This window comes from Symbiobacterium sp. (genome assembly GCF_040797425.1).
Lineage (GTDB): Bacteria > Bacillota > Sulfobacillia > Symbiobacteriales > Symbiobacteriaceae > Symbiobacterium.
In genome coordinates, this window is record NZ_JBFNEH010000010.1 from 49030 (window position 1) to 71178 (window position 22149).

Annotated in this window: 25 protein-coding genes and 1 pseudogene; all 26 read left to right on the forward strand. The window is 68.7% G+C overall.

What is annotated here, in order from left to right; genetic code table 11:
• The first annotated feature begins 125 nt into the window (after positions 1 to 125).
• The 26 genes and pseudogenes from rsmD to AB2385_RS05240 all read left to right on the forward strand — a co-directional run bounded on the left by rsmD (position 126) and on the right by AB2385_RS05240 (position 22084).
• The gene (gene rsmD / locus AB2385_RS05115) at positions 126 to 680 is read left to right on the forward strand and encodes a 16S rRNA (guanine(966)-N(2))-methyltransferase RsmD (RefSeq protein ID WP_367653864.1); all 555 of its coding nucleotides are present in this window, start codon (positions 126 to 128) and stop codon (positions 678 to 680) included.
• Positions 681 to 701: 21 nt separating this feature from the next.
• Complete coding sequence (coaD, locus tag AB2385_RS05120; RefSeq protein WP_367653865.1) at positions 702 to 1190, forward strand: pantetheine-phosphate adenylyltransferase; 489 nt, start codon at positions 702 to 704, stop codon at positions 1188 to 1190.
• 16 nt (positions 1191 to 1206) lie between these two features.
• Positions 1207 to 1674, forward strand: coding sequence for a hypothetical protein (locus AB2385_RS05125; protein WP_367653866.1), 468 nt, complete (start codon positions 1207 to 1209; stop codon positions 1672 to 1674).
• Positions 1675 to 1698: 24 nt separating this feature from the next.
• Positions 1699 to 2736 (forward strand): PDZ domain-containing protein, encoded by a 1038-nt coding sequence (locus AB2385_RS05130; protein WP_367653902.1) that lies wholly within the window; start codon positions 1699 to 1701, stop codon positions 2734 to 2736.
• A 269-nt stretch (positions 2737 to 3005) separates the two neighbouring features.
• Positions 3006 to 3563: a DUF177 domain-containing protein gene (locus AB2385_RS05135; RefSeq protein WP_367653868.1), complete on the forward strand. Its 558-nt coding sequence runs from the start codon at positions 3006 to 3008 to the stop codon at positions 3561 to 3563.
• Positions 3564 to 3635: 72 nt separating this feature from the next.
• The gene (gene rpmF, locus AB2385_RS05140; protein WP_367653869.1) at positions 3636 to 3833 is read left to right on the forward strand and encodes a 50S ribosomal protein L32; all 198 of its coding nucleotides are present in this window, start codon (positions 3636 to 3638) and stop codon (positions 3831 to 3833) included.
• Between the two features lie 260 nt (positions 3834 to 4093).
• The gene (locus AB2385_RS05145) at positions 4094 to 4420 is read left to right on the forward strand and encodes a hypothetical protein (protein WP_367653870.1); all 327 of its coding nucleotides are present in this window, start codon (positions 4094 to 4096) and stop codon (positions 4418 to 4420) included.
• Positions 4421 to 4665: 245 nt separating this feature from the next.
• A complete protein-coding gene (gene fapR, locus AB2385_RS05150) occupies positions 4666 to 5277 on the forward strand; it encodes a transcription factor FapR (protein WP_367653871.1) in 612 nt (203 codons plus the stop codon).
• Positions 5274 to 6314 (forward strand): phosphate acyltransferase PlsX, encoded by a 1041-nt coding sequence (plsX, locus tag AB2385_RS05155; RefSeq protein ID WP_367653872.1) that lies wholly within the window; start codon positions 5274 to 5276, stop codon positions 6312 to 6314. The genes fapR and plsX overlap by 4 nt, the downstream gene beginning before the upstream one ends.
• Entirely contained in the window at positions 6311 to 7303 is a 993-nt protein-coding gene (locus tag AB2385_RS05160; RefSeq protein WP_367653873.1) for a beta-ketoacyl-ACP synthase III, read from the forward strand. Before plsX ends, AB2385_RS05160 begins: the two co-directional genes overlap by 4 nt.
• 49 nt (positions 7304 to 7352) lie before the next feature.
• Positions 7353 to 8201 (forward strand): DegV family protein, encoded by an 849-nt coding sequence (locus AB2385_RS05165; protein ID WP_367653874.1) that lies wholly within the window; start codon positions 7353 to 7355, stop codon positions 8199 to 8201.
• Positions 8202 to 8263: 62 nt separating this feature from the next.
• Positions 8264 to 9208, forward strand: a complete 945-nt coding sequence (gene fabD / locus AB2385_RS05170; protein WP_367653875.1) for an ACP S-malonyltransferase — start codon at positions 8264 to 8266, stop codon at positions 9206 to 9208.
• A 1-nt stretch (position 9209) separates the two neighbouring features.
• Positions 9210 to 9956 carry a 3-oxoacyl-[acyl-carrier-protein] reductase gene (fabG, locus tag AB2385_RS05175; protein ID WP_367653876.1) on the forward strand — a complete coding sequence of 249 codons (747 nt, stop codon included), beginning with the start codon at positions 9210 to 9212 and terminating at the stop codon, positions 9954 to 9956.
• 49 nt (positions 9957 to 10005) lie between these two features.
• A complete protein-coding gene (acpP, locus tag AB2385_RS05180) occupies positions 10006 to 10248 on the forward strand; it encodes an acyl carrier protein (protein ID WP_367653877.1) in 243 nt (80 codons plus the stop codon).
• A gap of 88 nt (positions 10249 to 10336) precedes the next feature.
• Positions 10337 to 11044 (forward strand): ribonuclease III, encoded by a 708-nt coding sequence (gene rnc / locus AB2385_RS05185; protein WP_367653903.1) that lies wholly within the window; start codon positions 10337 to 10339, stop codon positions 11042 to 11044.
• 168 nt (positions 11045 to 11212) lie between these two features.
• A pseudogene (locus AB2385_RS05190) lies at positions 11213 to 11461 on the forward strand (stage V sporulation protein S); the annotation flags it as partial.
• Positions 11462 to 11685: 224 nt separating this feature from the next.
• Positions 11686 to 15267: a chromosome segregation protein SMC gene (gene smc, locus AB2385_RS05195; RefSeq protein WP_367653878.1), complete on the forward strand. Its 3582-nt coding sequence runs from the start codon at positions 11686 to 11688 to the stop codon at positions 15265 to 15267.
• The gene (locus AB2385_RS05200; RefSeq protein ID WP_367653879.1) at positions 15268 to 15504 is read left to right on the forward strand and encodes a hypothetical protein; all 237 of its coding nucleotides are present in this window, start codon (positions 15268 to 15270) and stop codon (positions 15502 to 15504) included. It begins immediately after the preceding gene.
• A gap of 99 nt (positions 15505 to 15603) precedes the next feature.
• Entirely contained in the window at positions 15604 to 16521 is a 918-nt protein-coding gene (ftsY, locus tag AB2385_RS05205; protein ID WP_367653880.1) for a signal recognition particle-docking protein FtsY, read from the forward strand.
• Positions 16522 to 16747: 226 nt separating this feature from the next.
• Entirely contained in the window at positions 16748 to 17635 is an 888-nt protein-coding gene (locus AB2385_RS05210; RefSeq protein ID WP_367653881.1) for a transcription antiterminator, read from the forward strand.
• A complete protein-coding gene (locus tag AB2385_RS05215; RefSeq protein WP_367653882.1) occupies positions 17578 to 18417 on the forward strand; it encodes an SFCGS family glycine-rich protein in 840 nt (279 codons plus the stop codon). Before AB2385_RS05210 ends, AB2385_RS05215 begins: the two co-directional genes overlap by 58 nt.
• Before the next feature lie 13 nt (positions 18418 to 18430).
• Positions 18431 to 19075 (forward strand): DUF4310 family protein, encoded by a 645-nt coding sequence (locus AB2385_RS05220; RefSeq protein WP_367653883.1) that lies wholly within the window; start codon positions 18431 to 18433, stop codon positions 19073 to 19075.
• Between the two features lie 72 nt (positions 19076 to 19147).
• On the forward strand, positions 19148 to 20260 hold the full coding sequence (locus AB2385_RS05225; RefSeq protein WP_367653884.1) for a DgaE family pyridoxal phosphate-dependent ammonia lyase: 1113 nt from the start codon (positions 19148 to 19150) through the stop codon (positions 20258 to 20260).
• The gene (locus AB2385_RS05230; protein WP_367653885.1) at positions 20257 to 21003 is read left to right on the forward strand and encodes a KDGP aldolase; all 747 of its coding nucleotides are present in this window, start codon (positions 20257 to 20259) and stop codon (positions 21001 to 21003) included. Before AB2385_RS05225 ends, AB2385_RS05230 begins: the two co-directional genes overlap by 4 nt.
• A gap of 2 nt (positions 21004 to 21005) precedes the next feature.
• Positions 21006 to 21824 (forward strand): Cof-type HAD-IIB family hydrolase, encoded by an 819-nt coding sequence (locus tag AB2385_RS05235; protein ID WP_367653886.1) that lies wholly within the window; start codon positions 21006 to 21008, stop codon positions 21822 to 21824.
• Positions 21821 to 22084 carry an HPr family phosphocarrier protein gene (locus AB2385_RS05240; protein ID WP_367653887.1) on the forward strand — a complete coding sequence of 88 codons (264 nt, stop codon included), beginning with the start codon at positions 21821 to 21823 and terminating at the stop codon, positions 22082 to 22084. Before AB2385_RS05235 ends, AB2385_RS05240 begins: the two co-directional genes overlap by 4 nt.
• Positions 22085 to 22149 lie beyond the last annotated feature (65 nt).

Sequence of the window (22149 nt, forward strand, 5' to 3'; positions counted from 1 at the left end):
ACCTGAGGGGTGGTTACCGCTCACTCGGCATCGGCTCTCACTGGTCCTTAGGATACCCAAGAAGGCGCGGGCTATACCGGATGCGCACGCCGTTTTTGGGGAAGAAGAGCGAAAGGTGAAGCGCTGTGCGCGTGATCGCAGGGACGGCGAAGGGCCGCCCGCTGAAGACGGTGAAGGGCCGGGACATCCGCCCGACCAGCGACCGGGTGAGGGAATCGCTGTTCAACATCCTCGGCCCCCGGACGGTAGACGCCGAGTTCCTGGATCTGTTTGCCGGGTCGGGGGCCGTGGGAATCGAGGCACTGAGCCGCGGCGCCCGCCGCTGCGTGTTCGTGGAGCTGCAGACGGCGCACCTGCGGATCGTGGAGGCCAACCTGGAGTCGACCGGCCTGCGGGACCGGGCCGAGCTGATCCGCCGCGACGCCCGCGCCGCGCTGGTCGACCTGGGCCGGCGCGGCCGCAAGTTTGATCTGATCTTCGCAGACCCGCCCTACGGGCAGGACCTCGTTCCGGCGGTGTTGAACGGCATCGACGCTTACGGTCTCCTGGCCGACGGCGGCTGGGTCATCTGCGAACATCACGGCAAGGATCCCGTCCCCGATGCAGCAGGAGGTCTGCGCAAGTTCAGGGAAGTAGTCTTCGGAGAAACGGTGCTATCAATTTACCGGAATGAAGCCTAGATTTGCCGGGGGGCAGCATTCGTGACGAAAGCAGTTTGTCCCGGGAGCTTCGATCCCGTGACGATGGGTCACCTCGATATCATCGAGCGGGCGGCCCGCACCTTTGACGAGGTCGTGGTCGCCGTGATGACCAACCCGCGCAAGGCGCCGCTCTTCACCGTGGAAGAGCGCGTGGAGATGCTGCGGGAGGCCACGCAACACATCCCCAACGTTACCGTGACGGCGGCCGACGGCCTGCTCGTGGACTTTGCCCGCAAGCACGGCTGCAAGGTCATCGTGAAGGGGCTGCGGCCGATTCAGGATTTCGAGTACGAGTGGCAGATGGGTGCCGTGAACAAGCAGCTGGACGACGAGATCGAGACCTGTTTCCTGATGAGCCGAATCGAGTACGCCCACCTCTCCTCCAGCATCGTGCGGGAACTGGCCTTCTTCGGGTGCCCCACGACCGGGATGGTGCCCCCGTCTACCGCACAACGGCTAAGGGAGAAGTTTGCCAAGCCTCAAGCTTGAGACTGGGGGGGTTGCCGTGGAGATCATGGCATTGATTGACCGCCTGGAGGAGCTGGTGAACCAGGCGACGCGCGTGCCGCTCACGGGCAAGATCCTGATGGACCCCGACGAGCTGCTCTCACTGGTCGACCAGATGCGCGAGGTTATCCCCCAGGAAGTCCGGGAGGCCAACCGCGTCGCACGGGACCGGGAGGCGATCCTGCAGGAGACCCGGGAACAGGCGGACCAGATCCTGCGGGAAGCCAAGGCGCTCGCGGCGCAGCTGACGAGCGAGGCCGCGGTCACCAAGGAGGCGCAGAACCAGGCCAACGAGCTGATCGACCAGGCCAAGCGGGTGGCGCGCGAGATTCGCCAGAACGCCCTGGAGTGGGCCGACGAGCTCTTCGCCCGCACCCAGCCCGAACTGGAGCGCCTGGCGGCGGACACCCAGCGGGCGGTTCAGGCCGTGCGCAAGGCCAGGGAGGAGTTGCAGAATCAGCTGTAGCGGGCAGGGGTGAGCCCTTTGCGCGTGGTCATCCTGTGGTATCGGCAGCTGGACGCGTGGGTTCGACGGCTCTTGGCGCTGTCGAGCCTCATTGCTGTTGTGGGCGCTGTGCTCGTCTACACGCCGACCGACTACTACGTGACCGCCCCCGGCGCCGCCATCGACACCAGCCGGCTGGTGATGGTAGAGAACGGCGACCCGCACCGCGGGCGCCTCTACATGCTGGTGGTCAACACGCAGCCTGCGAACCTGTTCTGGTACCTCTACGCCAAGCTCGACCGCCGGGCTGTGCTCCAGACCAAGGAAGAGTACCTCGGCAGCTTTGAGACTTACCGCGAGTACGTCGAGTGGAGCAGGCGCGAGATGGACGACAGCCAGCGCACCGCCCGCGCGGTGGCCTTCGAACTGCTGGGGTTCGGCGAGGGCGTGCGCTCCGTCGGGGTGCGCGTCGTGGGGATTCTGGCCGACAGCCCCGTGCGCGGGGCACTCCACGCCGGCGACGTAATCACGGCCCTGAATGGGGAGCGGGTGACCGACGTGGTGTCGCTGCGCAGCCGCCTGGCCGAGGTCCCGGCCGGCACGCAGGTGCACGCCACGGTGCTCCGGGAGGGCGCCGAGCTGGCGCTGGTGCTCCCCACCCGGGCGTCGACCGAGCCCGGCCGTGAGGGGACGGCCGTCCTGGGCATCACCATTCAGGACGAGCTCGATTTCGACGATGATGCGGTGCCGGTGGAGATTCGCTCCGGCCGGATTTTCGGGCCCTCCGCCGGCCTGATGTTTACCCTGCAGATCATCGACCAGCTCACGCCGGGCGGGCTCACGGACCGCGTGGTGGCCGGAACGGGCACCATCGAGCCGGACGGCCGGGTGGGCGTCATCGGCGGGGTGCAGCAGAAGGTTTACACGGCGGAGGCTGCCGGGGCGGAGCTGATGTTCGTGCCCAGGGGAAACTACGCCGACGCCGTGGCGGTGGCCACCCGCGTGGAGGTGGTGCCGGTGGACCACGTGCGCGATGCGCTGGACTGGCTGCGCGGGGAGGCGGCGGCGCCCGACCCCGGATAGACGCGGGCCGTCTTGCGAAGAGTATGCGGTGTAAGTCGGCCCGGGGCGTGTTGGTTCGTGCCGGCGTCCGGGGCGGGTCTGCCAGGTTGCACGGGCCAGGGAGTGCGCCCACCCCCTGCATGTTGTGGCCGGTCGCCCGGCGGCGCTCCCACCCTTTGGCAACCGCCTTGGTGAGTGAGCGTGATTTATTGACAAGGAAACACACCGATCGATATAATACTGCCTGTGCCCGCACAGCACGCCCGGGTGCGGGGCCAGGATCGAGGTGGATGTCCGTGCGCATAGACGTGTCTGACATCAAGGAGAAAGCTGGCCTGCAGAAGCGGACCGACCTCTCCGTCAACCTGGAACCCGTCGAGTTCAGCGGCCAGGAGGTTCGCTTTCCCGAACCCTTCACGGGAACGGCGGAGATCTGGAACCTGGGCGACCGGTTGCTCGTGCGTGCGGAAGTGAGCGGTGCGGCCGAACTGGTCTGCAGCCGCTGCCTGAAGCGGTACACCGAGCCCGTCAGCGTGAGCTTTGACGAGGAGTTCGTCGAGGCCGCACCGGGCAAGGGCGAGTCAGATGCGGAGGAGGACGCGGAGTCCGGCCTCACGGTTTCTTTCTACACCGACGACGAGATCGACCTCACCGGGCCGCTGCGCGACAACATCTTGCTCGCCCTGCCGATGAAGCCGCTGTGCCGCGAGGACTGCAAGGGGCTCTGCCCCCGCTGCGGCAAGGACCTGAACGAGGGGCCGTGCAACTGTGACCGCCCGGATGACAAGATCGATCCCCGGCTGGCGGTGCTGCAGGACCTGCTCCGCAAGCCGGATTCCCATTCCTAGAATTCCCCCCGGGGCTGCGTCTCGGGTCCGTCATGTGAACTGACGGAGAAGCGAAAGGGGTGTAAAGGTAGCATGGCGGTTCCGAAGAAAAAGATGTCCAAGGCCCGTCGGGACGCGCGGCGCGCCCACAACTACCGCCTGGTAGCGCCCACGCTGAGCACTTGTCCGAACTGCAAGGCCCCGACGATGCCGCACCGGGTCTGCCCGAACTGCGGGTATTACCAGGGCCGGCCGGTGATCGCGAAGGAGAGCGAGGCCGCAGAGAAGTAGTGCATGATCGTGGCCAGTAAGCCACCGAGACCGGGGAGGCGGAACCTCTCGGGTGTCGGTGGCTTATTTCGTTGAAGCTGCCGTCACGCCGGCCGCTCCACGCAGCATGGCCCGGGCTGCCGTGCTCCCGCTGCGCAGGAGTTGCGGTGCAGCGCGCGGGACCGGGTGCAGGCGGTGATGGCCCGGGAGGGCATCCCGCCGGAGTGAGTGGACCTCGGACCCGAGTTGGGACTCCTCTCGGAGCGCGCCCCCCTGCAAAGGTGCGGGCTGGGCGACCCGCCGCACCTGGCCAGGAGATCGCACTGACCGTCGCCGGGATGGAGGACGGGGAGATCATCTGGGGCGTGGACGCCTACCCGGAGTGCTGGGACGGAGAGGCCTGGTCGCCACGCTTCACCCTCTTCACCGATTGCGGCGGCCACGGACCCGTGAGCGTGCTGTATGGCCCCCGCCTTATCGTAGGCCTGGGCCTCCTGGGCCCGGGGCCCGAGGCGCACGTGCTGCCCGCGCAGTTGGAGCCGGGCTGGTACCGGATTCGCAAGAGGGGGGAAGGGCGCGACCTCGTCGGCTACCTGCAGGTGCAGTGATGGGGTGGGAGCGCCGGTCTTCGGGTCGGCGCCTTTTTCGTGCCTCCGGGTGCCGGCCTGTTTCCGCCGGCTTTACCCCCTATCGGCCGCGCCGCGCCCCCCGAAGAGTTGACTATTGCCAGCCGCACCAACGACGACTATAATTATCACCAGATCCTAAAACCTCGTTTTAGAAGTGGCTTGTCACAGCAAGTGTTATGACCGGATGGCGCGGTTCGCCATCCATCCTCAGCAGGAGCGGCGGCGTGCAAGAGGCGAGGTGGTCTTCTGTGGGCTCCGGCCTGAAGAAACGGGATCGGCAAGCAGCTTTGCGGGAGAAGATCCGCGACAACCCCTTCCTCAGCGACGAGGAGCTGGCCCACATCTTCGGCGTCAGCATCCAGACGATCCGGCTCGACCGGCTGGCCCTGGGCATTCCCGAACTCCGGGAGCGCACCAAGTCGGTGGCCGAGCGCACCTATGGCATCGTCAAGTCGATGGGCTCCAAGGAAATCGTCGGCGAACTGATCGACATCACCCTGGGGGAGCGGGGGATCTCGCTGCTGGAGACCACCGAAGACATGGTCTTCGAGCGCAGCCGGGTGGTGCGGGGGCAGTACATCTACGCCCAGGCCGAATCCCTGGCGATTGCCCTCATCGATGCCGACGTGGTGCTGACCGGTCTGGCGAACATCAAGTTCAAGCGCCCAGTCACCGTGGGGGAGAAGCTGGTGGCCAAGGGGGAGGTCATCCGCAAGCGGCGGAACCAGCACGTGGTGCTGGTGGAGACGCGCGTGGGGAACGAAAACGTCTTCCGGGGCAAGTTCTCCGTCTTCGCGGTGGACCCGGCCCGGATTCCGGGAGGCACGAAGGAATGAGCTACCGCATCGCAGTTGACGCCATGGGCAGTGATGCAGCACCCGCTCCGGAGGTGGCCGGCACCATCGAGGCGGCCCGGGAGTGGCCCGAGCTCCGGTTCACGCTGGTGGGCGACCAGGAGCGCATCCGCGCGGAGGCGCAGAAGCAGGGTGGCCTGCCGCAGAACGTGGAAGTCCTCCACGCCTCCCAGGTGATCACCCCCGACGAGGAGCCCACCAAGGCTGTGCGGGCGAAGAAGGACGCCTCCCTCGTCGTGGCCGGGCGCCTGGTGAAGGAAGGGCAGGCCGACGCCCTGGTCAGCGCCGGCTCCACCGGCGCCCTGGTGGTGGTGGGCACCCTCGGCATCGGACGGCTGAAGGGCGTTCACCGGCCGGCGATCGGCACCATCATGCCCACGCTGGAGCGGCCCGTTTTCGTGCTGGACGTGGGCGCCACGCCCGACGCCCGGCCCGAGTGGCTGGTGCAGTTCGCCCTGATGGGCGACATCTACGCCCGGCAGATCCTCGGCCTCGAGCGGCCCCGGGTGGCGCTGCTCAGCAACGGCACGGAGGCGGAGAAGGGCAACGCCGCCACGAAGGCGACCCACCCGCTGCTCCAGGCGCTTGACGGCATCCACTTCATCGGCAACATCGAGGCGCGCGACGTGCCGCTGGGCGGTGCCGACGTGGTGGTGGCCGACGGCTTCGTCGGCAACGTGCTGCTCAAGACCTACGAGGGCGTCGCCAGCGCCCTGCTCTCGGCCATCAAGCGGGCGCTCACCTCTTCGCCCATCACCACCGTCGGCGCGGCGCTGGTGAAGCCGGCTCTGAAGCAGATGATGAAGCAGTTCGACTACGCCGAGTACGGCGGCGCCCTGCTGCTGGGCCTCTCCGCCCCGGTGGTGAAGTGCCACGGCTCGTCGAACGCCCGCGCCATCCGAAACGGCATCCGGGTGATGAAGCTCGCCCTCGAGGGGGGAACCGTCGCCCGGCTGGCCGACGCTGTGGCCAAGCTGCCCGAACTGAAACCGAAGGACAAGGGGGATTCCCCAGGATGAGTTTGCGCCCCGTGGGTATCACCGGCGTCGGCGCCGCGGTGCCCGAGCGGGTCCTCACCAACCATGACCTGGAGCGGATGGTGGAGACCTCTGACGAGTGGATTCGGACACGCACCGGCATCCGGGAGCGCCGGATCGCCGCACCCGACGAGGCCAGTTCCGACTACGCGATCCGGGCGGCCCGGCGGGCCATGGAGCAGGCCGGGGTGACGCCCGATCAGGTGGACCTGATCATCTGCGCCACCGTGACGCCCGACATGCCCTTCCCGGCCACGGCGGTCCTCGTGCAGGACGCCATCGGCGCCCGCAACGCGGCGGCCTTCGACCTCTCGGCGGCCTGCCCGGGATGGGTGTACGGGGTGGTGATGGCGCAGCAGTCGATCGCCACGGGGCTCTACAACTGCGCCCTGGTGATCGGCGTGGAGCTGCTCTCGAAGGTGGTGAACTGGAAGGACCGGAGCACCTGCGTGCTCTTCGGCGACGCCGCCGGCGCGACGGTGCTGCAGCCTGTCTCGGCGGGCAGGGGCATTCTCGCCTCGGTGCTCGGCTCCGAGGGATCGGGGGCGTGCCATCTGCACATCCCCGCCGGGGGTTCCCGCCGGCCCCCCTCGGCCGAGACCGTGGCGCAGGGGCTCCACTACGTGCACATGAACGGGCCCGAGGTGTTCAAGTTCGCCGTGCGGGTGATGAACGAGGCCACGGTTCAGGTGGCGGAGAAGGCCGGGTTCAGCGTGGCCGACATCGACCTCCTGGTGCCGCACCAGGCCAACACCCGCATCATCGACGGGGCGGTGAAGCGCCTGGGGCTGGCGCCGGAGAAGGTGGTGGTCAACCTCGACCGCTACGGCAACACCTCGTCGGCCTCGATCCCGGTCGCCCTGGCGGAGGCGCTGGAGGAGGGGCGACTGCGTGATGGCGACCGCGTGGTGTGCGTTTCATTCGGTGCGGGACTCGTGTGGGGGGCCCTGGCGCTGCGCTGGGGCCGGTAATCCGGACGTGGGGGACTGAAAGGGCAGACAGGCAAAGGGGGAGGACTTCGTGGGGATCCGCATCGTCACCGACAGCACCGCCGACCTGCCGAAGGCGCTCTGCGCGGAGTACGGCATCGAGGTGGTGCCGCTCACGGTCAACTTCGGCCCCGAATCGTTCCTGGACGGCGTGAACCTGGACCCGGCCGGCTTCTGGGCCAAGCTCAAGACGAGCCCGCACCATCCCAGCACCGCCCAGCCGGCGCCGGGGGACTTCCTGGAGCGGTACCGGCGCATCCACGCGGCGGGCGATGAGATCATCTCCCTGCACATCTCGTCCAGGATGTCCGGAACCGTGCAGTCGGCGCAGATTGCGGCGCAGATGCTGCCCGAGGCGGGTATCAGCGTCATCGACACCCGCTCGGTCTCCCTGGGCCTCGGCCTGCTGGTCCTGGGCGCCGCCCGCATGGCCCGGGAGGGAAAGAGCCGGGAGGAGATCGTCGCCTGGGCCGAGGCCACCTGCGACCGGATGCACATCCTCTTCACCATCGACACGCTGGAGTTTCTGCAGCGCAACGGCCGCATCGGCAAGGCGGCGGCCCTCCTCGGCGGTCTCCTGGGCCTCAAGCTGATCCTCCAGGTGGACCGGGAGGGCGTGGTGGCGCCGGCCGACAAGGTGCGGGGCCGCTCCCGGGTGCTGGCCCGGGCGAAGGAGCTGATGCAGCAGCGGGTGCCGCCGGGGCGGAAGATCCGCCTGGCCGTGGTCCACGCGCAGTCGCCCGACGAGGCGCACGCGTGGGGCGAAGAGGTGAAGCGCGACTACCAGGTGGAGGAGTACCTGGTGGGCGACCTGGGTGCCGTGGTGGCCTGCCACGCGGGACCGGGCGCACTGGGCATCATCTTCCACGAGGTCGACTAGAGCGGCGCCTCACCGGTCAATACTCTCTGACCGAACTCATACAGGAGAGAGGCATTACGGTTATGGCGAAAATCGGCTTCCTGTTCCCAGGGCAGGGCGCCCAGTACGTGGGCATGGGCCAGGAACTGGCCCGGCAGTACCCGAGCGTCGCCCGCCGGTTCCAGCAGCTGAACGAGCTGGTGGGGTTCGACCTCACCCGCCTCTGCTGGGAGGGGCCTGAACAGGAACTGAAGAAGACGGCGAACCAGCAGCCCGCCATCCTGGCGCTTTCGGTGGCCTGCATGGAGCTGCTGGCGGCCGAGGGCATCCGGCCCGACGTGGCCGCCGGCCTCAGCCTGGGCGAGTACGGGGCGCTGGTGGCGGCGGGCGTGCTCAGTTTCGAGGAGGCGGTGCCGCTGGTGCGGGCCCGGGGCACCTACATGCAGGAGGCGGTGCCCCTGGGCGTGGGGTGCATGGCGGCAATCCTGGGGCTTTCCACCGGGCAGGTGGACGACCTCTGTGCCCGGGCCGCCCGGGAGACCGGGCTGCACGTGGAGGGCGCGAACTACAACTGCCCCGGCCAGGTGGTGGTCTCGGGCCACACCGAAGCGGTGGAGCGCTGCATGGCGCTGGCCGTCCAGGTCGGCGGGCGGGCGGTGAGGCTCTCGGTCACGGCGCCGTTCCACTCGCGCCTGCTGGCGCCCGCCGGCGAGCGGTTGGCCGAGGCCCTGGCCGCGGTGCCGCTGCGGCCGGCGCAGATCCCGGTGGTGGCCAACGTCACGGCGGACTATGTCACGGATCCGGCCGAAATCCGCCGCCTGCTGATCGAGCAGGTCTCCCGCCCCGTGCGGTGGGAGGAGTCCGTGCGGCGCATGATCGCCGACGGGGTGGACACCTTTGTGGAGGTGGGCCCTTCCCGCACCCTCACGGGGTTCCTGCGGAAGATCGACAAGGGCGTGAGGGCGCTGCAGGTGGAGGACCCGGCGTCGCTGGGCCGAGTGCTTGATTCCCTGGGGAGGGTCTGCTAAGATGGTCCTATCCAATCAGGTGGCAATTGTTACCGGCGCCACCGGCGGCATCGGTCAGGCCATCGCGACCGCTCTGGCCCGCGAAGGGGCCGCCGTGGTGGTGAACTACGTGCGCAGCGCCGAGAAGGCCGAGACCCTGGTCAGCCGCCTTACCGAGATGGGTGCCCAGGCCCTGGCGGTTCAGGCCGACGTGTCGACGCCCGAGGGTGCCGAGCGCCTGGTTCAGGCGGCGCTGGACCGGTTCGGCCGGGTCGACATCCTGGTGAACAACGCCGGTATCAACCACGACACGCTGCTCGTACGGATGAAGGAGTCCGACTGGGACAGCGTGCTCGACACGAACCTGAAGGGCGCCTTCCTCTGCATCAAGGCGGTGACCCGGCCGATGATGAAGGCCCGCCACGGGCGCATCATCAACATCGGGTCGGTGGCCGGGCTGGCCGGCAACGCAGGCCAGGCCAACTACTCGGCCGCCAAGGCCGGCCTGATCGGGCTCACCCGCGCCGTGGCCCGGGAGCTGGGCAGCCGGAACATCACGGTGAACTGCATCGCCCCCGGCGCCATCGATGCCGGCATGCTGCTGGAACTGAACGAACAGCAGCGGGAGAGCTACCTGAGGCAGATTCCGCTGGAACGGTTTGGCAGGCCCGAAGACGTGGCGGCGGCGGTGGTCTTCCTCGCCGGGCCCGGGGGAAGCTACATCACCGGGCAGACGCTCGCGGTGGACGGCGGCCTGACCATGTACTAGCACATTCCCGACGGCGATGCCGATCCCTTGAGAGGAGGTGAACCCGCTCATGACCACGGATCCGATTTTCGAAAAGGTGAAGGCGATTATCGTCGATCAGCTTTCGGTGGAGGAGGACGAGGTGACGCCTGATGCCTCGTTCATCGAGGATCTCGGCGCCGACTCGCTGGACATCGTGGAACTGATCATGGCGCTGGAAGAGGAGTTTGAGATCGAGGTGCCCGACGAGGACGCCGAGAAGCTCACCACCGTCGGCGCAGCGGTGGCCTACATCAAGGAGCACACCAAGTAGGTTGCCAGGAGGTCGAACGTAAACGCGAAGTCCCGTAGCGACGCTCACACCTGCAGCGCCGGTGCGGGGCTTTTCCGCTTCGGGAGGGATCGCCGTGTCCGCTCTGGACCCGGAGCGGCGCGCCTGGTGCGCCGAGGCCGTGGGCTACCAGTTTCGGAACGAGTCGCTGCTGCTGGAGGCCCTGACACACACCACATACGCCAACGAGCACCCCAGGGCGAGGTCCAATGAGCGGCTGGAGTTCCTGGGCGACAGCGTCGTGGGAATGGTGATCGCCGCGCACCTCTACGAGCGCTTTCCCGACCTGCCCGAGGGCGAACTGACCCGCATCCGGGCAGCGGTGGTCTGCGAACCCTCGCTGGCCGACCGGGCCCGGGCGCTGGGGCTCGGGCAGCAGATGCGCCTGGGCCGGGGCGAAACGGTGACCGGGCGCGACCGCGACTCCACCCTCTCGGACTGCTTCGAGGCCCTGGTCGGCGCCCTCTACCTGGACGGCGGCCTGGCCGCCGCGCAGCGCTTCGTCCTGCGGGAACTGGGTCCGCTGGTGGAGGCCGCCCGGCAGGGGCAGGTGCGCGTCGACTACAAGACGCAGCTGCAGGAGCGGCTGCAGCGGGAAGGAGCGGCGGCCCCGCAGTACCGGCTGCTGGTGGAGGAGGGCCCTGCCCACCTCAAGCGGTTCCAGGTGGGGGTCTACTTCCAGGGCCGCCTGCTGGGCACCGGCTGGGGGCGGAACAAGAAAGAGGCAGAACAGGAGGCGGCCCGGCAGGCGCTTTCGGGCCAAGACCACCCGGGCTAGCTAAGCCCGGGTGGTTCACGCGTGACCAGTACGTCGTGTTCACACAGGTCGCTAAATTCCTAGAGAAATCTTTAGACCAATAGAGGGAAAAGAGCGGCTGACACCGAATAAAAGATGGCAGTAGCCTCATCTTTCACAGCGCTGTTCGGGTTATTGGGGGGAATGGTTGTGGAAGCACTCAAGGTGTCAGCATCTTCGAACCCTAAGTCAGTAGCAGGTGCTCTTGCCGCAGTTCTCAGAGAAAAGGGCAGCGCTGAGGTACAGGCGGTTGGAGCGGGAGCGGTAAACCAGGCAGTGAAGGCGATCGCAATCGCACGGGGGTACGTGGCGCCCAACGGGATCGATCTGGTGGCTATCCCGGCGTTTGCGGAGATCGCGATCGAGGGGGAGGAGCGGACAGCCATTCGGTTTATTGTGGTCGGATTTCAAGCAGCGGCCTGCGGTTCGCTGGGGGCTGTCTCCTTGCTGGGGCCGGACGGTGCCGGGCGGCGGATGCGGCCCGATGCCGCCAGGCCGGGGCGGGGCTGGACGAGGCCGCAGGCAAAGGAGAGTTCTGCCTCCGCGTCGAATACCAGGATTCGCACGAGGCGCCGTGGTTTGGGGGAATCGGGCGCCCTCCTTGCTTGAGGAGGCAGCGAGTATTGTACCTGAAGCGACTGGAGATCTTTGGATTCAAGTCCTTCGCCGAAAAGACCGAACTGGAGTTCACCCCGGGTATCACGGCCGTGGTGGGGCCCAACGGCTCCGGCAAGTCCAACGTGTCGGACGCGATCCGCTGGGTGCTGGGCGAGCAGTCGGCCCGGGCCCTCCGGGGCGGCTCGATGGCCGACGTGATCTTCGCCGGCAGCGACGGCAAGCGGGCCATGGGCTTCGCCGAGGTCTCGCTGGTCCTGGACAACAGCGACGGCGCCCTGCCCATCGACTTCACCGAGGTGATGATCACCCGGCGGGTGGACCGGTCGGGTGAGGGCGAATACTTCATCAACCAGGTGCCGTGCCGGCTCAAGGACGTGCAGGACCTCTTCCTGGATACCGGCATCGGCAAGGAGAACTACTCCATCATCGGGCAGGGGCGCATCGACGAGATCCTCTCCTCCAAGCCCGAGGACCGGCGAGCCCTGTTCGAGGAGGCCGCCGGGATCTCCCGCTACAAAGCCCGCAAGCGCGAGGCGCAGCGGCGGCTGCAGGAGACCGAGCAGAACCTGGTGCGCATCACGGACATCATCGGCGAGCTCACCGCCAACATGGACGCCCTGGCGCAGCAGGCCGAGAAGGCAACGCTCTACCAGGAGCTGGACCGCGAGCTCACCCGCCTCGACGTGGGCTTGCTCGCCCACCAGCTGAAGGGCGTGATCGCACGCCTGGAGCGGCAGCGGGAGGAGAACGCCGCCCTCGCCCAGAAGGCGGCCGAGATCGAGCGGCGCATGCAGGCCGCCGACGAGGCCCTGGAGGTCGCACGCCAGCTGGTGACCGCACTGGACGAGGAGCTGGGCGTGCTCGCGGTGCGGCTCACCGAGGCCGCGGGCCGGGAGGAGCGGGCGGAAGGGCAGCTCGCCCTCGCCCGGCAGCACCGGGAGGCCGCCGAGGCCGACCAGGCCCGTATCGCCCGGGAACTGGAGGGGCTGGCCGCCCGGCTGGCCGAGGTGAAGGCCGAGCTGGACCGCCTGGCCGAGCAGGAGGCGGCGGTCCGGCAGGACGCCGCCCGGCTGGCGGAAGAGGTGGCCGCGCTGGAGCGGGCCTGTCAGGAGTCTGAGCGGGCCAGCCAGGCGACCCAGGCGGAGGTGGAGGGGCGCAAGGACCGGATCGTCGCCATTCTCCAGCTGGAGGCGGAGAAGCGCAACGGCGCACAGGCAGCCGACCGGACGGCGCAGGAGGCCGAGCGGCGGCTGGCGCGGCTGCAGGAGGAGCGCCGGCAGGCCGAGGCCGACGCAGCTCGCACCGGCGACCGCTCCGCCGCCCTGGCCGAGGAGGTGGCCCAACTGGAGCGGCTGCGGGCCGAGTCCCAGGCCGAGCTGGCCGGCCTCGCCGCCGAGCGCAACGCCGCCGACCGGCGGCTGCAGGCGTTACAGGCCCGGGAGGCCGGGCTGCGGGAGCAGATCCAGGCCGCCGCGTCCCGGCTCGGGGCCATCGAGGAGCTGATCAGCGGCTTCGAGGGCTACCAGCGGGGCCCCCGCACCGTCCTGATGGGGCGAGAGAAGGGGGCGCCCTGGGCGCGGGACGTCCTGGGAGCTGTCGCGGAGGTCATCCGCACCGAGCCCCGGTACGAGAAGGCGATCGAGGTCGCCCTGGGCGGTGCGATCCAGAATCTGATCACGGCCACCGACGAGGGGGCCAAGGCCGCCATCGAGCACCTGAAGCGCACTGGCGGCGGCCGGGCCACGTTCCTGCCGCTGAACACCATCCGGCCGCAGTCGTACCGGCCCGAGGAGGAGCGGGAGTTCCGGGGGGCGCCGGGCATCGTGGGGGTGGCCCTTGATCTCGTCCGGTTCGAGGAGCGGTTCCGGCCGGCCATCGCCGCGCTCCTGGGCCGCACGCTGGTCGCCGAAAGCCTGGACGCCGCACTGGCCCTGGGCCGGCGCACGGGACAGCGGTTCCGGGTGGTCACCCTGGACGGCGAGCTGCTGGCCGCCGGCGGCGCCATCACCGGCGGCGCCACGGGCGGCAAGGGCAGCGGGCTCCTCTCCCGGGAGCGGGAGCGAGACGAGCTGAAGGCGCAGCTGGACGGGCTGCGGGCCGAACTGCAGTCGGTCCGGCAGGAGTACGAGGCCGAGCAGGCACGACGGTCCGGCCTGGTGCAGCGCATCCAGGAGGGCGAGGGGCGGCTGCGGCAGCTGGAGACCCGGCTGACGCAGGCGGAGGGCGAGCAGGGGCGCCTGGCGGACGAGGCCCGGCGCTGGCAGCAGTTGCTGGACACGCACGCCCAGGAGGCGGCGGCCATCGAGGCCGAGATCGCCGCCGCCCGGGAGTCGGCCGCGGCCCTCCGGGGCGAACTGGAGCGCCTGGCGGCCGAGCGCGCCGACCTGGAGGCGGAGGTCCGCCGGCTGACGGCCGAGGCCGGGCAGCGGGGAGAGGAACTCGCCGGGCGGCGCAGGATGCTCACCGGCGCCCAGGTGCGGCTGGCGGAGCTGCAGGAGCAGCTCAGGGGCCTCGAGGCCCAGCGACGCCGGGCGGAGGGCGAGCGGGCCGCCCTGGAAGCCGAGTGCGCGGGCCGGGAGCAGGAGCGGGCGCAACTGGCCGCCCGGCTGGAGGAGATCGCCGCCGAACTGGCGGCGGCGCAGGCCGAGGCGGAGGAGGCCGCCCGGTGCCGGGCCGAGCTGGTCGCGGAGCGGGACGCCGTTCAGGCCCGGAAGCTCGCCGCCCAGGAGCAGGTGAACGCCCGGGAGCGGGAGCTGCGCCAGCTGCGCCGGGCGCAGGCGGAGGTGCAGAACCGGCGCCAGCAGGGCGAGGTGGAAGAGGCCCGGCTGGCGATGGAGCAGGAGGGGCTGGTGAGCCGCCTGGCCGAGCAGTATGAGCTCAGCGCCGCAGCGGCACTGGAGCGGGCCCTGCCCGACGCGGAGACCGAGTTCGCCCGGGCGCGCATCGCCGACCTGCGGGAGCAGATCCGGGCCCTCGGGCCGGTGAACCTGCAGGCCATCGAGGACTACCGGGCCGCCCGGGAGCGGCTGGAATTCCTGCAGTCGCAGGAGGCCGACCTGACGGAGGCGAAGGCGTCGCTCTACCGGGCGATCGCGGAGCTGGACCGGCGCATCAAGACACACTTCTACCAGTCGTTTCAGGAGATCCGCCGGGCGTTCCAGCAGGTCTTCACCGAGCTGTTCGAGGGGGGCAAGGCCGACCTGCAACTGGTGGACGAGAGCGACCTCCTGGAGACGGGCATCGAGATCATCGCCCAGCCGCCGGGCAAGAAGGCGCAGCCGCTCAGCCTCCTCTCCGGCGGCGAGCGGGCCATGACGGCCATTGCCCTGCTGTTCGCCCTGCTGCGGGTGCGCCCCACCCCCTTCGTGGTGCTGGACGAGGTGGAGGCGGCGCTGGACGAGGCGAACGTGGAGCGGTTCGGTCGCTACCTGAAGAACGCGTCCAAGGAGAGCCAGTTCATCTGTATCACGCACCAGCGGGGCACCATGGAGGTGGCCGACGCCCTCTATGGAGTGACCATGGAGGGGACCGGCGTCTCGCGGGTCGTCTCCGTCCGGCTGGTAGACATCGCATCGGAGGCGGGCTAGATGGCCAACGACCGACAGGACAACGAGTTCGCGGGAACGCCGGAAGAGGTGGGACTGCCGTTGGATGAGTCCGGGAGGCCGCTCAGCGAGGACGGGCTGCCGTTGGACGAGACCGGAAAGCCGGTGGAGGACGACGGCGTCCGGCGACTGCCGACGTGGGTCTACGCGCTGCTCATCGGCCTCCTGGTGTTGATTCTGCTCGGCGTGGAGTCGGTGCTGAACCGGCTCCTGCCCTGAAGCGGCGCTCCCCACCGCGCCGCGCCCGCCGTGGGGTTAGCGGCTCCGCACGGCGGGAGAGTCTAGAGCAGTGGGAGTCTGAGCGAAGGAGCGAGCCCTGTGGGTTTCTTCGACCGGTTGAAGGCGGGTCTGCAGAAGACCAAGGAGGCGCTCATCGGCCAGGTGAACACGGTGATGAGCGTCTTCCGCAAGATCGACGACGAGCTGTTTGACGAACTGGAGGAAGTGCTGATCCGGGGGGACGTGGGCGTCACCACCTCCGCCCAGCTCGTGGAGGAGCTGCGGCGAGAGGCGCGCCAGCGGGGGCTGAAGAACGGCGACGAGCTGCTGCCCCTGCTGAAGGAACTGGTGGCCGCCCGCCTGGGCGAGGGGGTCGCCCCCCTGAACCTGAACCCCGGGGGGCTCACCGTGATCCTGGTGGTGGGCGTCAACGGCGTGGGCAAGACGACGACGATCGGCAAGCTCGCCCGCCACCTGCGGGAGGACCGGGGCCTGAAGGTGGTCCTGGCCGCGGCCGACACCTTCCGGGCGGCTGCCATCGACCAGCTGAAGATTTGGGGCGAGCGGGCCGGCGTGGAGGTCGTGGCCCGGCCGGAGGGCACGGACCCGGCCGCCGTGGCCTTCGACGGCGTGCAGGTGGCCAGAGAGCGCGGGGCCGACGTGCTGATCGTGGACACCGCCGGCCGGCTGCACAACAAGAGCCACCTCATGGCCGAGTTGGGCAAGATCGCCCGGGTGCTGGGACGGGAAGTGCCGGGAGCGCCCCACGAAACGCTCCTGGTGCTGGACGCCACTACGGGCCAGAACGCCATCCAGCAGACGAAGCTGTTCAGGGAGGTGGCCGGCGTGACCGGCATCGCCCTGACGAAGCTGGACGGCACGGCCAAGGGCGGCGTGGTGGTGGCGATTACGGACACGGAGAAGGTGCCGGTGAAGTTCATCGGCGTCGGCGAGCAGATCGACGACCTGCAGCCGTTTGACCCGAAGCAGTTTGTGGAAGCGCTGTTCAGTGAGTAGCTGCGCTGCAACGCCCAGAACAGGACGCCTCTCCTGGGAGGCGTCCTTTCGTTTGTGGGCGAGACCGCCCGGACTTGCGCGTGTATGCACCATTTAATGTGACACAATTGGATGACAAAGAGATAAAGGAATAGAACTGCCAGCACAGAATTCCTTGACTAAACCAGGCTAGAGGGTTACGCAACAGATTGTCCAAGGTTGCACCATTTGCGGGGGAGGGGCTGACATGATCGCCAGCCTCAGTGACCGACAGCGCAAGATGTTGCTGTTCCTTCTGGAACGGGACACCCGCACGACCGCCCGCCAACTCGCCACCCGTTTCGGTGTGGCCACGCGCACGGTGCGCTACGACCTTGAGTATCTGCGCACGGCGCTCAAGGGCACCGGACTGCACCTGGTGGCCCGCCCGCGATCAGGGTTGTGGATTGAGGGCGAGCCCGACCGTCGTGAAGCGGTGATCAACCTCGTTCGCTCTGTCTCCCCACCGTTGCCCACTGACGCAGTTGAACGGAAGCACAGACTGGCGCTGGAACTCCTCACCCACGACGACGGGCTCGCCCTCACTATGCTTGGGGAGACCCTCGCATGCAGTCGCACCACCGTCCTGCGCGATCTGGAAGAGGTGGCACGGCAGCTTGGGACGTACGGCCTTCGCCTGGAGCGGGGGAGGGGCCGGGTGCGGGTGGTCGGTCCGGAGCAGGAGCGCCGCGAGGCCCTGGTGCGACTCCTGGTGGAAACGCTGGAGCCGGAGGCGCTGCTCCAGGTCGGGCGGGGCGTGGCCCCGGGGCCGCACTGGGAGACCGCCGGAGGCTCGAACAGGGATGCCGGCTGGGCGCAGCTGAGTGCGGTGGTCCACCGGGCCGAGGAGGCCCTGGGGCGGAAGTTCACCGATGAGAGCTTCGTCTCGCTGGTCGTGCACCTGGAGGTGACGCTTCAGCGGCTGAGTGCGGGACACGAGATCACCATGCCTGCCGCCCGCCTATCCGAGTGTCCAACACTTCCACGTGCGTACTACCCCTCCCCCGCCATCACCTGGCCAAGATGCGCAAGCGCATCATGGAGGAGCGCAAGGGCCCCGTGCTGTTCGGGATTCCCGGCATGGCCGCGGACATGAAGGTGGGCGATGTCATGCACAAGGAAAACGCCAGCTTCGGCATCAGCTTCTGCGGCAGCGGCGGTGCCGGCGCCCACCTGGCCGGCCCGGATCGTCCCGGCCAGTTCGAGATTGTAGCGAGCCATTTCGACCGCACCCTCCGAATCCGTCAGCGGGAACTCACCCTCTGTAATCCGAATCAGGGAGATGTCGGCCACCCGGCCAACCGCCAGGCTCCCCAGCTCCGCCTCCCGCCGCAGTGCGGCGGCCGCCCGGCTCATGTTGGCCTCCAGCCGGTACCGGTGCCGGGTGCGGGGCCACAGCACCCGCGCACCCTGCCGCAGCGCCGTCACGCCGGCCTCCACAGACCGAAGGTGGTCGAGGAGACGCTCTACTCTCCCGCGGCGATGGCTGCAGCGGGCGCCATCGTCGGTGCCGTCGTCCTCAGCGTCTTGAACACCGTGGCCGCTTTCATCCCGCAGTCGATGGCAGTGGTCGCCAGCCAGGTGCTCGGGCCCGCCTCCAGCCTGATGATGAACCCGGTCATGCCGGTCATCTTCTGGCTTGCCGCGCTCGACGCGGGCCACATCACCGGCGTGTGGTCCACGATCCTGGGCGGCCTGGCCCACATGATTATGGGCAACGCCGTGCCCGGCATCGTGCTGGGCATTCTGATCGGCAAGTCCGCGGAGGAGCATGGCTACAGCAAGTCCACGAACACCATGATCGCCATCGTGGCCGTGCTCTTCATCCTCATCGCCTACTTCCGCGGCTTCCACACCAAGCTCATCGCGCTGTTCTAGGAAGGGGATGAACATGAAGAACAGCAAGATCAACGCCTTCTTGATGAGCCCCGCGGCTTTCCCGCTGCTCCTCGGCGTGGTGGCGGCCTCGGTGGTGGCGGGTACCCATATGTTTATCACGACCGGATCCGGCGCGTTCAACGACATCTACGTCGTGCAGATGCTGCAGGCCGGCCTCGACACCGGCGACTATGCAGCGGCAGCAGGGTTCGCAGCGGGGTTCCTGATCGCCCGCGTGCTGGAAGGTCCCCTGGTCGGACTCCTCGACCTGGGCGGCTCCATCATGACGGGCGTGGGCATCGGCATTCCGGCGGTGATGCTGGCTTCCGGCATCCGCTGGCCGCTGGAGTCGTTCGTGGCCTCCCTTGGTCTCGGCCTCATCATCGGCGTCGTCCTGGGCTGTATCATCATGCTGATCCGGAAACTCATGCCGGCCGGCATGGGCAGCCTCGGCACTGACGTGATGATGGGTGCCGGTAACAAGACGGGCCAGTACCTCGGTCCCCTCATCGTCCTCTCCGCGATCGGATACAGCATCCCGGCGGGTGTCGGAGCGTTCGTGGGTGCGGCCATCTCCTACTGGTTCAAGAAGCCCGTGGCGGGCGGGGCGATCCTGGGAGCCATGATCCTCGGCGCCTTGATTCCCGTGGCCGGGTAACGGACGCGATAGACGGCGGCGAAGCGGGAGGCGCTCCCGCTTCGCCGAGTCATGCGAGGAGGCAATTAGCATATGAACATCTTCGCCCAGTGGAGGTTGCGGCAGGTCATCAACGCCAGCGGCAAGATGACTGCCCTGGGGGCCACGGCGGTGGCGCCCGAGGTGGCCGAGGCCCTGGCCAGGGGTGCACAGGAGTACGTGGTCATGGATGAACTGCTGGCGGCGGCCGGAGAGCGCATCGCCCGCGCCACCGGCGCGGAGGCCGCCGTGCCCACCATCGGGGCGGCAGCCGGAATCGCGATCGCCACCGCCGCCTGCGTGGCCGGCACGGACCTGGCGGCCATCGAGGCGCTGCCGGACAGCCTCGGCCGGCCCAACGAGGTGGTGCTCCCCAAGGGCCATAGCGTACACTTCGGTGCCTCCATCACGCAGATGATCCGCCTCGGCGGCGGAAAGCCGGTGGAGGCCGGGCACACCAACTTGGTGACCGCCGCGCACCTGGAGTGCGCCATCACCGACCGCACGGTGGCGCTTTTCTACTGCAAGTCGCACCACGCCGTGCAGAAGGGGATGCCCGGACTGCCGGAGATCATCGCCATCGGGCGGCGCCACGGCCTGCCCGTGGTGGTGGATGCCGCCGCGGAAGAGGACTTGCGGCGGTATGTCAGCATGGGGGCCGACCTGGTCATCTACAGTGGCGGCAAGGCCATCGGCGGACCGACCTCCGGGTTCATCTGTGGACGGCGTGACCTGGTAAAGGCCTGCGCCATGCAGTACGCGGGTGTCGGCCGGGCGATGAAGGTCAGCAAGGAGGCGATCGCCGGTCTGCTCACGGCGATCGACCTGTACGAGCGCAAGGATGTGCATGCCGCCGCCCAGCGGGACAAGGCCCGCATGGAGTGGTTGGTGGACCAGCTCAACCAGATTCCCGGCCTAAAGGCGCGCCTGATTCAGGACGAGGCCGGGCGTGAGATCTACCGGGCCAGCGTGGCCGTGCTTCCCGAGGCGGGCATCACGGCGGCCGAGATGGTGCGGCGACTGGAATGCAGCAACCCGGCCATCTACACCCGGAATCACCAGTTGAACCTGGGGATCATCAACATCGACCCGCGTCCGCTCCTGCCCGGGCAGGAAGAGGTCATCCTGGCGCGGTTCAGGGAGATTCTGGAGGAGGTGCAGGCATGAAGCGGTTGCCGCTGTATCGGGAACGTGTCGTGCTGAACCTGCTGGCAAGGGATGTGGCGAACGCCCGCGAGGTGTGGGCTGCCACCGGTGGCCACGCCCTGGTGGGCGTGATGCTGGCGGACTACGATACCGTAGAGGCCGCGGCCGCACAGGTGCGGTCGTTGCTGCAGGCCGTACCGGTGGTCTCGGTGGGGCTGGGCGCGGGGGACCCCGCCCAGTGGCAGCGGGTGGTTGAGACCGCCCTGCTGACCGATCCTGGCCACGTGAACCAGGTGTTCCCCGCTGCAGGGTACACCGTCGGTGCCCTCCGGGCCCGGGGGCTGGGGGAGAACATCGTGAACGCCCTGATCTCTCCTTCCGGCACGCCCGGAAAGGTGCGGATTGCTACTGGACCGCGCAGCCAGGCGGCCCCGGTAGCCGAGGTGCCCTGCGAGACGGCGGCGGCGATGCTGGCCGAGGTGGGTGTCAACTCGGTCAAGTTCTTCCCGATCAAGGGCGACTCCCGCCTGGACGAGGTCCGGGCGATGGCCAGGGCCGCCGCCGAGGCCGGCATCCCCGTGTTCGAGCCCACCGGCGGCCTCAAGGTGAACAACGTGGCCCGGGTGGTGGAGACGGTTCTGGAGGCGGGGTGCGAGATCGTCATTCCGCACGTCTACACAGCCATCGTCGATCCGGCTACCGGCCTCACCCGGCCCGGTGACGCCGAGGCGCTCATGGCCGAGGTTCGGCGCGTGGTGGGGTAGACATGGCGCAGAAGCGGCTGCTGGCGCTGGACCTGGACGGTACACTTCTCCGCTCCGACCTGACCGTTTCGCCGGCCAACCATGCAGCCGTGGCCCGGTGTCTGCGCGAAGGGGTTTACGTAGCCCTGTGCTCAGGGAGGACGGCGGGTTCCGTCGAACGCTACGCCCGCCTGTGGCAGGGACCCGGCCTCTGGATTATCAGCTGCAACGGCGCCGAGATTCGACCGGCCGGCGCCCCGGAACCCCTGCTGCGGCGCACGGTTCCCCTGCACCTGGCCCGGAGCGTTGCCCGGTGGGCCGCCCGGGAGGGCATCTACCTCAAGGCCTACGTGGACGGTGTACTGCTCGTGGAGAAGGCCACAGAGGAGACCCTGGCCTTTTCCCGGACTCAGGGCGTGCCGTACGTGGAAACCGGAGACCTGGTGGGCGCCCTGACCGGGGAGCCGACCAAGCTGGTGATCATCGCGGACCCGGTCCTGATCGCACAGCTGGAACCGGCGGTGAGAGCGCAGTGGCCGGGCGAGCTGGAGGTGACCACCAGCGGTCCGGATTCGCTGGAACTGACCGCCCGGGGCGTAACCAAGGGCAGGGCGCTCCAGTTGCTGGCCGAGCACCTGCACGTGGACCGCACGGCTGTCGCGGCGGTGGGCAACGCCCACAACGACTTGAGCATGATCCACTGGGCAGGTTTCGGGGGCGTCGTGCGCAACGCCCCTCCCGACGTGCAACAGGCCGCACCCGTCGTGGTGGGTCACCACGACGAGGATGGCGTTGCGGAGTTTATCACGGCGTGGCTCGCCGGTGTGAGGGTGATGGAATGAGCGTGGAACGGCAAGCAGTGATCAGGTCCAAGTCCGGGCTGCACGCACGGCCCGCTGCACGGGTGGTGAAGGAAGCGAACCGGTTCCGTTCGCAGGTGGAACTGGTGACGCAAGGCAAGGCCGTGAGCCTGAAAAGTCTGATTTCCGTGCTGTCGCTGGGGCTGAACCAGGGGGCTGAAGTGACAGTACGGGCTTCCGGCCCGGACGAGGTGGAGGCGGCCGAGGGCCTGGCCCAACTGCTGGAGACCGATTTGGGCTGAACGCGGCAGACGGACCTGCCTCGGCAAGAGGCGCAACACGGAACGCACCCCGACAGCGCCAGCGT